Source organism: Leifsonia virtsii (genome assembly GCF_030433675.1).
GTDB classification, from domain to species: domain Bacteria; phylum Actinomycetota; class Actinomycetes; order Actinomycetales; family Microbacteriaceae; genus Leifsonia; species Leifsonia virtsii.
Map to the genome: position 1 here is coordinate 18,198 of NZ_JAROCB010000003.1, position 13,108 is coordinate 31,305.

Annotated in this window: 14 protein-coding genes; 8 read left to right on the plus strand and 6 right to left on the minus strand. The window is 65.0% G+C overall.

Annotated elements, in window-relative coordinates; translation table 11 throughout:
* Positions 1–131 precede the first annotated feature (131 nt).
* On the plus strand, positions 132–884 hold the full coding sequence (locus tag P5G59_RS10870; RefSeq protein WP_301218869.1) for a DeoR/GlpR family DNA-binding transcription regulator: 753 nt from the start codon (positions 132–134) through the stop codon (positions 882–884).
* Positions 885–908: 24 nt separating this feature from the next.
* On the opposite strand, the gene P5G59_RS10875 is transcribed toward P5G59_RS10870, so the two are convergent.
* Positions 909–1,667 carry an SDR family NAD(P)-dependent oxidoreductase gene (locus tag P5G59_RS10875; RefSeq protein ID WP_301219610.1) on the minus strand — a complete coding sequence of 253 codons (759 nt, stop codon included), beginning with the start codon at positions 1,665–1,667 and terminating at the stop codon, positions 909–911.
* Positions 1,668–1,752: 85 nt separating this feature from the next.
* Here P5G59_RS10875 and P5G59_RS10880 point away from each other — a divergent pair, with 85 nt between their 5' ends.
* Positions 1,753–2,361, plus strand: coding sequence for an acyl-CoA-like ligand-binding transcription factor (locus P5G59_RS10880; protein WP_301218871.1), 609 nt, complete (start codon positions 1,753–1,755; stop codon positions 2,359–2,361).
* A 280-nt stretch (positions 2,362–2,641) separates the two neighbouring features.
* Here the strand turns inward: P5G59_RS10880 and P5G59_RS10885 are convergent, their stop codons facing one another.
* Entirely contained in the window at positions 2,642–3,325 is a 684-nt protein-coding gene (locus tag P5G59_RS10885) for an SDR family NAD(P)-dependent oxidoreductase (protein ID WP_301218873.1), read from the minus strand.
* A gap of 101 nt (positions 3,326–3,426) precedes the next feature.
* On the opposite strand from P5G59_RS10885, the gene P5G59_RS10890 reads away from it, so the two are divergent.
* Positions 3,427–4,281 (plus strand): helix-turn-helix domain-containing protein, encoded by an 855-nt coding sequence (locus P5G59_RS10890; RefSeq protein WP_301218875.1) that lies wholly within the window; start codon positions 3,427–3,429, stop codon positions 4,279–4,281.
* Between the two features lie 702 nt (positions 4,282–4,983).
* Here the strand turns inward: P5G59_RS10890 and P5G59_RS10895 are convergent.
* Positions 4,984–6,144 (minus strand): cation diffusion facilitator family transporter, encoded by a 1,161-nt coding sequence (locus tag P5G59_RS10895; RefSeq protein WP_301218877.1) that lies wholly within the window; start codon positions 6,142–6,144, stop codon positions 4,984–4,986.
* On the minus strand, positions 6,141–6,515 hold the full coding sequence (locus P5G59_RS10900; RefSeq protein ID WP_175338919.1) for an ArsR/SmtB family transcription factor: 375 nt from the start codon (positions 6,513–6,515) through the stop codon (positions 6,141–6,143). The genes P5G59_RS10895 and P5G59_RS10900 overlap by 4 nt, the downstream gene beginning before the upstream one ends.
* Before the next feature lie 83 nt (positions 6,516–6,598).
* On the opposite strand from P5G59_RS10900, the gene P5G59_RS10905 reads away from it, so the two are divergent.
* Positions 6,599–6,811 carry a hypothetical protein gene (locus tag P5G59_RS10905; RefSeq protein ID WP_301218880.1) on the plus strand — a complete coding sequence of 71 codons (213 nt, stop codon included), beginning with the start codon at positions 6,599–6,601 and terminating at the stop codon, positions 6,809–6,811.
* On the opposite strand, the gene P5G59_RS10910 is transcribed toward P5G59_RS10905, so the two are convergent.
* Positions 6,808–7,212: a four-helix bundle copper-binding protein gene (locus P5G59_RS10910; protein WP_115697582.1), complete on the minus strand. Its 405-nt coding sequence runs from the start codon at positions 7,210–7,212 to the stop codon at positions 6,808–6,810. The genes P5G59_RS10905 and P5G59_RS10910 overlap by 4 nt on opposite strands.
* A 983-nt stretch (positions 7,213–8,195) precedes the next feature.
* Between P5G59_RS10910 and P5G59_RS10915 the strand changes: the two genes are divergently transcribed.
* The 4 genes from P5G59_RS10915 (at position 8,196) to P5G59_RS10930 (ending at position 12,755) form a co-directional block, all read left to right on the plus strand.
* Entirely contained in the window at positions 8,196–9,464 is a 1,269-nt protein-coding gene (locus P5G59_RS10915) for a Mur ligase family protein (RefSeq protein ID WP_175338918.1), read from the plus strand.
* Positions 9,461–10,177 carry a type 1 glutamine amidotransferase gene (locus P5G59_RS10920; protein ID WP_175338917.1) on the plus strand — a complete coding sequence of 239 codons (717 nt, stop codon included), beginning with the start codon at positions 9,461–9,463 and terminating at the stop codon, positions 10,175–10,177. The genes P5G59_RS10915 and P5G59_RS10920 overlap by 4 nt, the downstream gene beginning before the upstream one ends.
* An 83-nt stretch (positions 10,178–10,260) precedes the next feature.
* A complete protein-coding gene (locus P5G59_RS10925) occupies positions 10,261–11,145 on the plus strand; it encodes a M15 family metallopeptidase (RefSeq protein WP_175338928.1) in 885 nt (294 codons plus the stop codon).
* A 119-nt stretch (positions 11,146–11,264) separates the two neighbouring features.
* Positions 11,265–12,755, plus strand: coding sequence for a hypothetical protein (locus P5G59_RS10930; protein WP_301218884.1), 1,491 nt, complete (start codon positions 11,265–11,267; stop codon positions 12,753–12,755).
* A gap of 50 nt (positions 12,756–12,805) precedes the next feature.
* Here P5G59_RS10930 and P5G59_RS10935 read toward each other — a convergent pair whose 3' ends face one another.
* The gene (locus tag P5G59_RS10935; RefSeq protein WP_115697587.1) at positions 12,806–13,108 is read right to left on the minus strand and encodes a metal-sensitive transcriptional regulator; all 303 of its coding nucleotides are present in this window, start codon (positions 13,106–13,108) and stop codon (positions 12,806–12,808) included.

Below are 13,108 nucleotides of genomic sequence, written 5' to 3' on the forward strand. Positions count from 1 at the left end.
AACCGCGCCGCACGTTTCTGGCGATACCAGCGAGAGAGCTTTCAAATGAGCGCCGGATACTGTTCATTCCGCGTTCATATGAGCGAGAATGAGCACCGCCACGCTGGGACCATCCACCGGAAAGGGGTGCCATGCTGACCCATCAGCGCGAAACCGCCATCGTCGAGCGCGTGCAGCAGGCGGGCAGCGTGACCGTCGAGGAGCTGTCCCGGCTGCTCGAGGTCAGCGGCACCACCATCCGGCGCGACCTGGAGCGGCTGGAGCTCGCAGGCAGCCTCCGGCGGGTGCACGGCGGAGCGACGCTCGCCGAGGCGGCGGACGACGATCTGACCGACCACGACCCGGATGCGGCGGAGAAGCGGGTCATCGCCGTCGCGACCGCCGGGCTCATCCAAGACGGCGACGTCGTGCTGCTCGACATCGGCCACACCACGCTCGCGGTCGCGCGGCTGCTGCGCGACCGGCCGGTGACGATCGTCACCAACAACCTGTGGATCCTGCGCGTGCTCGGCGACGACCCGGCCTGCACGCTCATCCTGCTCGGCGGCGCCGTCGGGTCGAAGCCGGGCACCGTGTCCGGCCCGCTGACGGAGCAGATGCTCGCCCTCATCCACGCCGACGTCGCCGTCATCAGCAGCGGAGGCGTCCGTCCCGACGGCTCGGTCGTCACCGACCTGAACCAGGAGGCCGGGATCAAGCACAGGATGCGGCGGGCGGCCGACCGCAGCATCCTCGTCGCCACCTCGCTGAAGTTCCCGGGAGAGGGCGCCTACCGCATCGCGTCCCTCGACGACTTCGACACGATCGTCACGACGCCCGGCTCGGGCGCGGCGACGCTGGAGGCCGCGGTCCGCGGCGGCACGACGATCGTGCTGGCGGAGTAGCGGAGCCCTCTCCCGGAAAGCGCCCTAGATGGCGGACCAGCCGCCGTCCGACGCGAGCACGACGCCCGAGATGTTCGCGGAGTCGTCACTGAGCAGCCAGGTGATCGCCGCGGCGAGCTGCTCCGGCTGCGCCACCGAGCCGACATTGGTCTGCATGATCGGACCGAGGCGCTCGCCCGCGAGCTGGGACTTGAACGACCCGTCCACATTGGTGGCGACCGCGCCCGGCGCCACGGCGTTGGTGCGGACCCCGTTGGGCGCGTAGAAGACGCTCGTGCTCTTGGTGAGGCCGATGACCGCGTGCTTCGAGGCGGTGTAGGCCGCGCCCGCGGTCGAGCCGCGCAGTCCGGCCTCGGAGGCCACGTTCACGATGGAGCCGCTGCCCGCCTCCAGCATGAGCGGCAGGACGGCGCGGGTGAGTCGCATGATCGCGGTCACGTTGATGAGGAAGACGCGGTCCCAGGTGGCGTCGTCGACCTCCGCGGGCGGGAGGAAGCCGTCCATGATGCCGGCGACGTTGGCGAGCGCCTCCACCCGGCCGCCGGTCGCGGCGATCACCTCCGCGATGGCATCCTCGGACGAGATGTCGCCCGCGACGGTGACGATGTCGAGGTCCGGGTGCTCGTCGGTGAGAGCTGTGAGGCGCTCTGGCGAGATGTCGCTCGCGATCACCCGTGCGCCCTCCTCGGCGAGGCGGAGGGCGGTGGACTTGCCGATGCCGGACCCTGCGCCGGTGACGATCGCGGTCTTGCCGGCGAAGCGTCCGGTCCCGTTGCTGCTCATGCTGCTGTACTCCTTGTCGATGACATCTTCGGCGCTCGGTCGGGCGTCGAGACCATTAATAGCAGTGAGTGCCATAATTGGCACTGTGAATTCACCGGAGGCCGCGGAGACACGTCGGCGCAGGGGGCGGCCGGCCGCCGGAGATCCGGAGCGGGTCGCCCTGCTCGCCCTCCGGCGCTTCGCGTCGCACGGGTACGAGTCGACGACGATGGAGGCCGTCGCCGACCTCGCCGGCATCGGCCGCCGTACGCTCTTCCGCTACTTCCCGTCGAAGCCCGACCTCGTCTGGGGCGGGATGGAGCCGGTCGTCGAACGGATGCACCGGGTGCTCGACTCCCCCGGCGCTGACGAGAGCACCCGCGACGTGATCGCCCGCGCCATGTCCGAGTCGCTCGACCTCGACCCGGACACCCTCGAGGCCACGCGACTGCGCCTCCGGCTGATGGCCTCCGACCCGGCGCTGATCGCGTTCGGCGTCCTGCGGCTGACGGCGAGCCGGGACCTCCTCGCTGAGTTCCTCGGCCGCAGGCTCGGGGCCGACGCCTCCGAACTGCGGGTCCGCGTCGTCGCCGACGCGATCAGCTCGGCGAACTTCTCGGCGCTCCTCTGGTGGGCGACCAACCGCGACGACGACGACCCGGCCGCGGCGTCGGTCGAGGCCCTGGACGCGCTCCTCGGCCTCCACCTGCCGTAGCCCGGCCGGCCCGCATCCGTCGGAGATTCGGCCGGATCGGGTTCGAATCTCCGACGGAAGTCGGCCCGGCAGGAGATTCGAACGTTCGATCGCTCACCAGGCTCGGTGAGCGGTTCCGGAAATCTCGTCACAAACGGGCGGCGCCGCCGGTCGTAGCCTTCGAAGCATCCGGTCGAGCCGTGAGGTAAGAGCGGGAACACTGGGTTTCAGGCGGCCCCTCTCCCCCGATGGGTTGCGCCAAGCAGACCACGGCTGGTCCCACCCGCCGCCGGGCTCGCGGTCAGTACTCGATCCTGCCCGTACGGTCCCAGAACTCCCCGGTGGGACCGTCGGCCGCGATCGTCGCGAGCATCACGGTCGCGTCCGTGCCCTCGGTCACGGTCTGGTGCCCGCTGTGCGCGTTGAAGGCGGTCGCGGTGTACCCGGGGTCGCTCGCGTTGATGCGGAACGCGGGCAGGTTCTTCGCGTACTGCACGGTGAGGGCGATCACCGCCGCCTTCGAGGCGGCGTACGGGACGCTCCCGACCGGGAACTCGTCGCGACCCGGAGTCGTCAGCCAGCGCGGCCAGCCGACGCCCGAGGCGACGTTGACGATCACGGGATGCTCGGAGCGGCGCAGCAACGGAAGCGCCGCCTGGGTGGTGCGCACGATGCCGAGGACGTTCGTGTCGAGGGTGGTGAGCACGTCGTCGGCGTCGAGGTCGTCGATCGCTGCCGCCAGGGGCCCGAGGACGCCTGCGTTGTTGACGAGCACGTCCAGTCGGTCGAGGGACTCGAACGCGGCATCGACGCTGGACTGGTCGGTGACGTCCAGCTGCACGGGGAGGGCGCCCAGCGCTCGTGCGGCATCGCCGTCGGCGAGATCGCGCATCCCGACGTGGACGGTGTGGCCGGCTTCGAGGAGGCGGCGGGCGGTCTCCAGGCCGAGACTCCGGTTGCCGCCTGTGATGAGTGTCGTTGTCATGCCCTCATCCTGGGCGGGGAGGCCGGCGCCTCCCAGGCCTCGGCGTTCAGGGGGACTGCGAGTACCACCCGGGCCCAGGCGACCGGACGTATGCTTCCCGGATGAGCGAGTTCGCGGCCGTCCTCCGTGCGTGGCGCAACCGCGTCGATCCCGCCGAGGTCGGCCTCCCTGCCGGTGCCGGCCGCCGCACGCCGGGACTGCGCCGAGAGGAGCTCGCCGCCCTGGCGGGCGTCAGCGTCGACTACATCGTGCGGCTGGAGCAGGGGCGCGCGTCCAACCCCTCATCGCAGTTGCTCGCAGCCCTGGCCCGCGCTCTGCGCCTCACCGAGCAGGAGCGGGACCACCTGTTCCGCGTGGCCGGCGCCGCACCGCCCTCGCCGGGAATCGTCCCCCGGCACGTGACCCCGGGCGTGCAGCGGATCCTCGATCGCATCGGCGACGTGCCGCTCGCGGTCTTCACCGCCACGTGGGACATCATGCTATGGAACCCGCTCTGGGCAGCCCTCACGGGTGACCCGGGCGAGAAGTCGGGGATGGAGAGCAACCTCGCGTGGCGGCACTTCCTGGCCGGTCAGGAAGAGATCGAGTTCGACGCGGTGCACGCCGAGGAGTTCTCCAGCGATCTCGTCGCCGACCTCCGCGCCGCCTCAGGTCGCTACCCCCGCGACCCCGCCCTCCGCGAGCTGGTCGCGCGACTGCGCGCCGCCTCCCCGGAATTCGAGCGACGGTGGGGAGAGACGCGGGTCGCAGAGCATCGGGCCAGCCGCAAGACCCTGACGGCGACACCCGTCGGGCCGGTCACCGTCGACTGCGATGTGCTGAGCGTCCCCGGGAGCGATCTGCGGATCGTCGTGTACACGGCCGCTCCCGGCAGCGACGATGCCGCAAAGCTCGAGCTGTTGCGCGTCACCGGGACCGAGTGGTTCGCGGCGACCGAGGTCGCGCGCGGCCGCTGAGCGGCTCCGTCGGGGGCGTTCGATCGCTCTGCGGAGGGCGTGGGATTCGAACTCTAGCCACGGCCCGCTTAACCCCCGCACCACTGCGAAAGTCTGCGGAAAGTCGGCTTCATGGAGTGCTCAAGAACGTTACCCGATGCGCTTGGTTTTTCCTCAAATGTTGTCAAAGTGTTGTCACGCAAATCGGGCTCGCAGAACCGGCTGAGATCCGCCCCCGAGGTGACCGCTCGGGCGACGTCAAGTAGGTTCCATGAGTTTGGAAATGCTTGATCTGGCTTCAGTGGAGGATGCATCAGCAAATGCTGCTCGTCCGCACCATGCAAACTGTCATAGCGACCGGTATCAGGTAACGTTTTTGAAGGTTTTCTGCCGCCGGGTAGATATGCCACGCCTTCGGCACCAGCCCGGATGCAATCCCGACGTTTGGCTAGTCTCTCTTGAGCCGCGGAGATAGCGTCGCCGTAGATAGTCGCTTGGCGTAGCCTGCAGGTAGCGCAGCAGAAGAGCATGCCGGACCACAACATGGTGGACGGCCGAATGTATTCCCGCCGCGCGGGCCCCGGATGCCCGAGTCCGGAGCTCCAGCCAGTGCGAGCCGAAAGCGGCCTTGGACAACTTGCACTGATCCAGTCACGGCGGGAGCTTCTCATCTAGCACTCGCACCTCACGGCGTTTCGTGAACCGAATCAGCGGTCCGTCCGGTTATCGGGTCGAACGTGCGGGGACCAGGCGGACGTGGAAGTCGTCGACGTTCCCGACGGTGCTGCGCAGGTGCGCGAGAGCATCCAGTCGGATGGTGTCAGCTGCAGCCAGGGTGTCATTTTCGACCTCGATCTCAGCCGCGCCTTGCAAACGGTGACCGACCCACCGCAGCTGTACCTGGTTGACGCCGTGCACACCGGGGGTGTCCGTGAGGGCGTGTTCGACCTTGTGGACGAGTTCTGGTTCGATGCCGTCCATCAGCCGGCGGCCGATGCTGCGCACGGTGCCCCAAAGGAGGATGACGATCGCGATAGAGATCAGCAGGCCGACGATCGGGTCGGCGATCGGGAAGCCGAGCATCGCCCCGAAGGCACCGAGCACCACTGCGAGCGAGGTGAAACCATCCATCCGGGCGTGCACACCGTCAGCGACGAGAGCGGCGGAGCCGATCTTCTGCCCGACTCGGATCCGGTAGATGGCGACGGCCTCGTTGCCGGCGAAGCCGATGAAACCGGCAGCAACAACCCACCACAGGTTGTGCAGTGGCTGTGGGTTGATGAAGCGTTCGATCGATTGCCAGGCGGCGACGATCGCCGAGAGAGCGACGACCGCGATGATGAAGAGGCCAGCGAGGTCTTCAGCCCGACCGAACCCGTAGGTATAGCGGCGGGTGGCGACGCGACGGCCGAGGATGAACGCGATCCACAGCGGCACCGCGGTCAGCGCGTCCGAGAAGTTATGAACCGTGTCCGCCAGCAGAGCCACCGAACCACTGAGAAGCACGACGACGAACTGCAGGATCGTTGTTCCCAACAGCAGGAACAGGCTGATCTTCAGCGCCCGAACCCCTTCGCGGCTGGCTTCCAGAGCGTCGTCGATGGAGTCGGCGGCGTCGTGCGAATGCGGTACGAACAGGTTGTAGAGGAACCCCTTGAAACCGGTCGGGTGACTATGACCGTGGTCGTGGTCGTGGTCGTGGTCGTGGTCGTGGTCGTGGTCGTGGTCGTGACCGTGGTCATGGTCATGGTCATGCGCGTGGTCGTGCTTCTGCTCGCCGTGCGGGTGATCATGCTCGTGCTCGCCGTGGGGGTGGCGATCGTCGTTGCTGTGCTCGCCGATGGCTCCATGGTCGTGGCCGTGGTGGGGGTGCGGAGTGGTCACGCTGTCGCCTCGTCGGATTCGGTCTGGTTGTGGTGGTGCCGGGGGCTGCCGCCGAGGGCGTGTTCGGCTTGGAAGATGGCGTCCGTTACCAGCTGTCGGGCGTGCTCGTTAGCCAGCTGGTAAAACACGCGGGTGCCTTCCTGCCGGGTGGAAACAATCCGGGCGAGGCGGAGTTTGGCCAGGTGTTGGGAGACTGAAGCGGGTGTCTTGTCCAGGATGTCGGCGAGATGGTTGACCGAGAGTTCCTGGTCGCGGAGAGCGAGAATGATCCGCACCCGGGTGGCATCGGCGAGCATGCCGAACACTTCCACGGCCAACTCGACGTACTGGCTATCGGGCAAGCGCCCACATATCGCGTTATCTGCATCCATACGCAGATTATTCCATAGGTTGTCGGGACCGAGGTCACAGCGTCGCGTGAGAACCTGGCCGGGACGTCGATGGAGGAGAACTTATGGCGCGCAGTCTGACGTGTAAGGCGTGTGGCGAGGTCATTGTGGGTGACACCGACGACGACTTTGTGGAGAACGCTCGAGAACATGCCCGCGGGCACGGCCACGTGGGTCCGGCGCTGACGAGGGAGCACATTCTGGCCCGCTTCGAGCACAACCACTCAGGCGATCACGGCCATGACGGCCGCGACCGCTCGAACCCGCAGGCCGGCTAGAGGCTGGCGATGAGGTCGGCGCAGGCCCGTTCGCAGCGCCGGCAAACTTCGGCGCAAATGCGGCAGTGTTCGTGCATGCTGGCGTGCTTGTCACATTCGTCTGCGCACGCACCACAGGCCGCTCGGCACGATTCGAGTGCCGCTCGGGTGACGTTTGCGTCGTAGCCGGTGTGTCGGGAAAGCACGTTGGCGGTGGCGGCGCAGTTGTCGGCGCAGTCGAGGTCGGTGCGCACGCACTTGACCAGGTCTGCGACCATCTCTTCGCTGAGACAGGCGTCCGCGCAAGCGGTACAGGTTTGCGCACACTCGATGCACGCTTCGATGCACGCCACGAGCTTTTGCCGGTCGATGTCTCCGAGGTCGGCGGGGTAGCTGTCGAGCATTTGTTCAACGGTGGACATAATGCTTCTCCTTCACGATCAGCAGCCCCCTGCACGGGCGAGAGTACGCCGAAAGTGCAAACGGCACGATCCGCACCCACGCGATTGGTTTCCGATCCATTGCGGGCATCAGAAATGAGGTGCAGACGCAAGGCTGCACCCACGTACCCCTAACGGCAACCGATCCCCGACAGACGGACCCTTTCCGAGCTGCAAGCCGCGATGCCCAGCAAGATGAACGCATCGGCCTGATCAGCGGTGTAGTTCGGGCGACGGTTCCACGAGCTTTGGGAAAAACCGGGCAAATGGATCACTCAACTTCTTCCCACAATGCCCGCTCGCTCTTTTTCAGCATCGCTCCAGATCCTCTCCGGCAACCGCAACGCCAGCGGAGCGCGGGCGAAGCGACCGCTCAGGACCGTTTGCGAGAATGATCCTGATCGAGCTAGCAAGGGATGAACATGATTCGCGTACACGATGCTAATGGGCATCCTCGCACGCGCGCGTTTCTGATGGCATTGGCCATGTTGTTTGTCGCAGTTCTGGTGACCATGGCGTGGGTCCATTCAAGTCCTCGCCATGCCGTCGGCGGCTTCCCTGCGGATGCCGTAGTGGCGGCGCAGCCAAGCCCGGTTGACGCTGTGCATGACATGTCCGAAAGCCACAGTGACAATAGCTCCTCCGCGGAATCAGAGGACCATTCGTACCTCCGTTCTCGCCACAGCGACACACCTCTCCCCCTAGCCAACATGTTGGCCGCTCGAAGCGCCGCCACGGCGCCCATCGAGCTCAGGCACGTTCCGACGCGTACACCCAATGAATGGCTAGTTGCTCCTCCGGACTGGTCTGTCGCAGTGGTCAAACTTTCAGTGAGTCGAACCTAGGAATCATCTTCCCGGGACCGTCGCGTCCCGATCCGATGTACCTACTTGCCGCCAGGTGCGGCATGTTCTCGCGCCATCCCCTGCGCGCCACGGTTCGCCGACTCATTGAAAGCCCCAACCATGAAACACTTCCTCCCCATTTGTCTAGGAAAGACTGTTCGATCTCTGCTGCGACTCGCCCGCCGCGGATCTGCGCTCCCCGGCCTGATCGTCGAACGAATCGATGTTGCGCTACTCCCGGACGTGCTTGGCTCCCTACCCCGCGGCGTCGTGGTGGTCGCCGGAACCAACGGAAAGACCACGACAACAAAACTCATCGTTGAAGTTCTTCGAGCGCACAACCTGAAGGTCTTTTCAAACCCGAGCGGCAGCAATTACAGCCGCGGCATCCTCTCGTCGCTCCTGGGACAAATCTCGTTCTCAGGCCAACTCGATGCAGACATTGCCGTGCTTGAACTCGACGAGGGACACGCGGCCGCGTTTGTGAGTGCGGTGCCGCCACGACACTCACTCATATTGAATGTGATGCGAGATCAAATGGATCGATATGGCGAGATCGACCACACGACGAACCTGCTACATCAAGTCGCTGTGGCAACTACGCACAATGTCATCGTCAACGACCTAGATCCCCGGCTACACAGTGAACGCTTTCTGCAGGATGTCGGCGCTGCCGTATCAGCCTTCAGCGCATCCCCCGAGCTTCAACCCCTATTTCCCGGGGACGACGAGCTGCTTGAGACGGATCAACGGGCAAAGATCGCAACCTTCGACCAGACAACGCTTGAGCGGATCGAGCCAACTCCTGTCGCATCATTTGACGGCGCTTCGCTTCCATTCACGCTTCCATTCGGAGGGTCGTTTAACTCCCTCAACGCGGTCGCCGCCCTGTCGATCAGTCGTGCGGTTCTCGGTAGCGATTTCGATCTACACCGCGCTTCCGAAGCACTAGTCCACGCGGCGCCCGCGTTTGGGCGCGGCGAACTCATCACGTTCAAAGGACAGACAATCCACCTGGTCTTGGTTAAGAATCCCGGCGCATTCCGGGCAGCGTTGGAATCGTACTCGGGCGACGGCGCTCACACGATGATCGCGCTCAATGATCATGACGCCGACGGGAAAGACGTCTCCTGGATTTGGGATGTCGACTTTGCCCCTCTCAAGTCCGACAAAGTGCAGCTCGTGTCCGGAACACGCGCGCCCGATCTTGAGCTGCGTCTTCACTACGACGACATAGCGGTGGCCATCCGCGAACCTGATATTCGACGCGCATTGGACCTCTTCGTCAAGACGCCAACGCCGACTCTCAAGCGCATCTACTGCACGTACACGGCGATGCTCGCGATCAGACGCGTGCTCCGTCCCGGAATCCTTGGAGAAGCAGCATGAAGCGCACGCTCACAATCCTGTCGCTTTACCCGTCGCAGATGAACGTCTACGGCGACCGCGGCAATGTGCTCGTCCTCCGGCGTCGCCTGGAGTGGCGAGGCTACCGAGCCAACGTTCACGAACTCCATCTCGGCGAAACGCTCCCCCGAGACGTCGATCTCGTCGTCGGCGGCGGCGGCCAGGACCGCGGACAGGTCGCAATCCAACCGGACCTTCTTCGACACCGTCACGACTTGCGGGCAATGGCCGAAGACGGCACCCCAATGCTGCTGGTGTGCGGACTGTACCAGTTGTTCGGCCATTCCTTGCAAGTAACCGACGGCACCCGACTGGCAGGGATCGGGATCCTAGACCTGGAGACCCAGCCGGCACCCCAACGCAGCATCGGTAACGTCTCCGCCGATACGTCGGATTTTGGAACGCTCGTCGGATACGAAAACCACGCCGGAGCGACCACTCTCGGCCCAGAAGCGCAACCCCTGGGCACAGTTGCGGCCGGCCAAGGGAACAACGGCAAAGACCGCACAGAAGGCGCGCGCAGGTCGGCCACCTTCGGCACGTACCTCCACGGGCCCCTCCTTCCACGCAATCCTCTCTTCGCCGATCACCTGATCCGCGTCGCGCTCGAACGTCGCTTCGGCCATGTCGAGCTGGCCGATCTCAGCCACGCTGCCGAGCAGCTGGCGCGGGCCTCCGGAAGTCGGCGTCGGTGACGCCCCGACATGCCCGAGGATTGGAAACTCGAATCGCGCAAGCGCGAAGGGCTAGTCGCGAAACGTTCGCTCTGCTGCGCTCGATGTGGGCTGACTATACGCATTTGCGGCCGCTGGCGCGAAGGCCCTACCAGGAGCGCCTGACCTTCGCGTGGTCAATTGTTATCGGCGCAATTCTCATGGCAGCATTGACGGTGAGCCTTGGAGCGGTCTACGGCATCATCGCTCCTGCCGGCACAATCGACCGCGGCCGCAGCGAACCTGCGACCACTACCTCTCCCCCAGAGACGCGACCGGTACCCAGCATCGTGCCCACGCCGGTGCATTTGGGGGTGTACCCGCTAACTGAACCCAGCAGCCCCTGGTTCCTCGTCAACAAGCTCCGCCCCATCCCCGGCGCTGCGACCTACCAACCCAGTGACCTGACAACCCTCCCCCCGGATATCCCCAACCCAAATGGTCAAACTCTCCGCCGAGTTGCTGCAGCAGCATTCGTCCAGCTCGCCGCAGCCGCGAAAGCTGAAACCGGAGCGACTCTCGTCGCCCAAAGCGGATACCGCTCCTTCAAATACCAGACCGATGTCTACGCCTCCTACACAAAGTCCGATGGCGGAGCTGCGAACGCGGACACAACGAGCGCACGACCCGGTTACAGCGAACATCAGACTGGGATGGCTGTCGACATTCTCGACACACAAAGCGGTTGCGGGCTCGAGGACGATTGTTTCGGAAGGTCGCCCACGGGGGTGTGGCTTGCTGCCAACGCCTACCGATACGGATGGGTCCTTCGCTACCCGCCCAACAAATCGGCGGTCACGGGGTTCGCGTACGAGCCATGGCACTTTCGGTGGGTCGGCACAGCGTTGGCGTCCCAGCTCCGCGACAGCGGAAAGCAGACATTGGAAGAGTTCTTCGGGCTTGCTCCCGCGACCAACTATTCTGACCAACCAGAAATGACCGCACACTAGCTGAAGCCTGTCGCACGCTCTCTTCGACCCGAGCAACAGACACCCACGCGAGTAGGGTCTGCGGTGCATACCACCAGGTACCCTTCCCGTATACCCCGGGTGGGTATACGATTCGGTTTATGGATCCCCCCTTGCCGACCGGTGTTAGCCGCCCGAGCGGGTGGATTATTGTCGGCGCGAGCGGGCTGGGGCTCGCGTCGGCGTATTGGGACGACTCGTGGCATTCCACGCTCGGGCGAGATAGTGCCCTGATTCCTCCGCACCTTCTGTTGTACGCATCGATCGTCGCGGTTGGCGTCATTTTGGGTCTCTGGGCGATGCGGATACTTCGCGATACTCGTTCCCTGAGTGCCCTTGGTCGCGCGCCGGGGTTCATCCTCGCCGCGGCAAGCGCTGCTGCCACAGCAATCGCCGCTCCCGCTGATGCCTTTTGGCACAGCACTTTTGGTCGCGACGCAGTCTTGTGGTCGCCTCCGCACCTGCTGTCGGTAATTTCAACGACGGTCCTCTTGGGTGCGATGCTGGTCAGCGTTTCGGATCGACCGTGGCGCCAGTTGCAGATCGGGCTATCCGCCGTCGTGCTGGCTGCAGCTCAGATCCTTGTGATGGAGTACGACACAGATGTCCCCCAGTTCAGCGAGACGCTCTATCTGCCTGTTGCCCTGCTCTCGTTGCTGAGCGCTGGGTGGGTGATCATTCGCACGACCAGGTTCCCATTCGCCCTCACAACGGCGATCGTCGCGTACATCCTGTTGCGCGCGGCGCTGACCGCCGGGCTCACCGGGGCGGGCTGGTTGGCGCCGGATCTGCCGCTTGCGCTTCTCGGGCTGGCGGCCGTTGATCTTCTTCAGAGCCTGCCACGGTTGCGATGGCTGGTCGCCGCCAGCATCGTGGCCGCCCTTGAATCCCTCCTCTCTGCAATCAGGCTCAGCAACGTGCAGATAGGGTCGATTCTGCCGTGGACGATGGCAGTGGTGGGCGCGGCTCTCGTAGCTGTCTTTGTGGTCGGCGTCAGGAATCGCGCTGTTACAGCGACGATCGTTCTCCTGCTCGGGTTGAGTTTTGCACTGGTCACACCGGTGCCGGCTAGCGCTCATGATCCTGGGCAGGGGCCGTCCTTCGGAACGGCGGCACTTTCGGTTCAGGGTGACGGGAGCGGCGAACTCACCGTTACCGTGGACGACTTCAGCACCACGGCGACAATGCCGGGCCGGGCTTGGCTGGTTGCCCGGCGGGCCGGCCAAACCATTACGGTACCGCTGGCGGCCGGGTCGGTGAGCAGGTCCGGTCGGGCGACCGGTCGAATCTCACTTCCACACCCAGGACTGTGGTTCGTCTACGCGGACGTTTCATCCTATGTCGGGACGCTCGAGGTGTGGCTTCCGATTTCCCAGAACTTCACTGGAACCATCACCCAAACTCGGGCGCTATATCAACCGACGGAAACTCGTGAATGGTCCCCGCCGCAGTACCTCTTTGCCCTGTCACTTGTCGCGATCGGAGCGGTGCTCGTGGTCTGGTTGATGGTCCGCGTACGCCGAGTCCCGACCTCGGGAGCCACGGAGCGGCCTTACACGAGCGGCGCTCCCCCATCATTGCCCGGTCGATGAGGATTGAAGCTTCTCCCGGCCGCCCTCGTCTAGGCCGCCTTCGCGGGTGCTTACGACCGGACTAACCGCGCTATCGCGTCCGATGCTTCTTTGATCTTGGCGTCCGCTTCCGCGCCGCCTAGCTTGACCGCGTCTGTGACGCAGTGTTTGAGGTGGTCGTCGACGAGTCCGAGAGCCACCGATTGCAGCGCCGAGGTGAGCGCGGAAATCTGGGTGAGGATGTCGATGCAATATTGCTCCTCGTCGACCATCCGATACACCCCACGGGTCTGGCCCTCGATCCGCTTCAGACGGTTGAGGTACTTGTCCTTGTCGGTGATGTAGCCATGCGTTGATTCGGTAGCGGTGTCCAT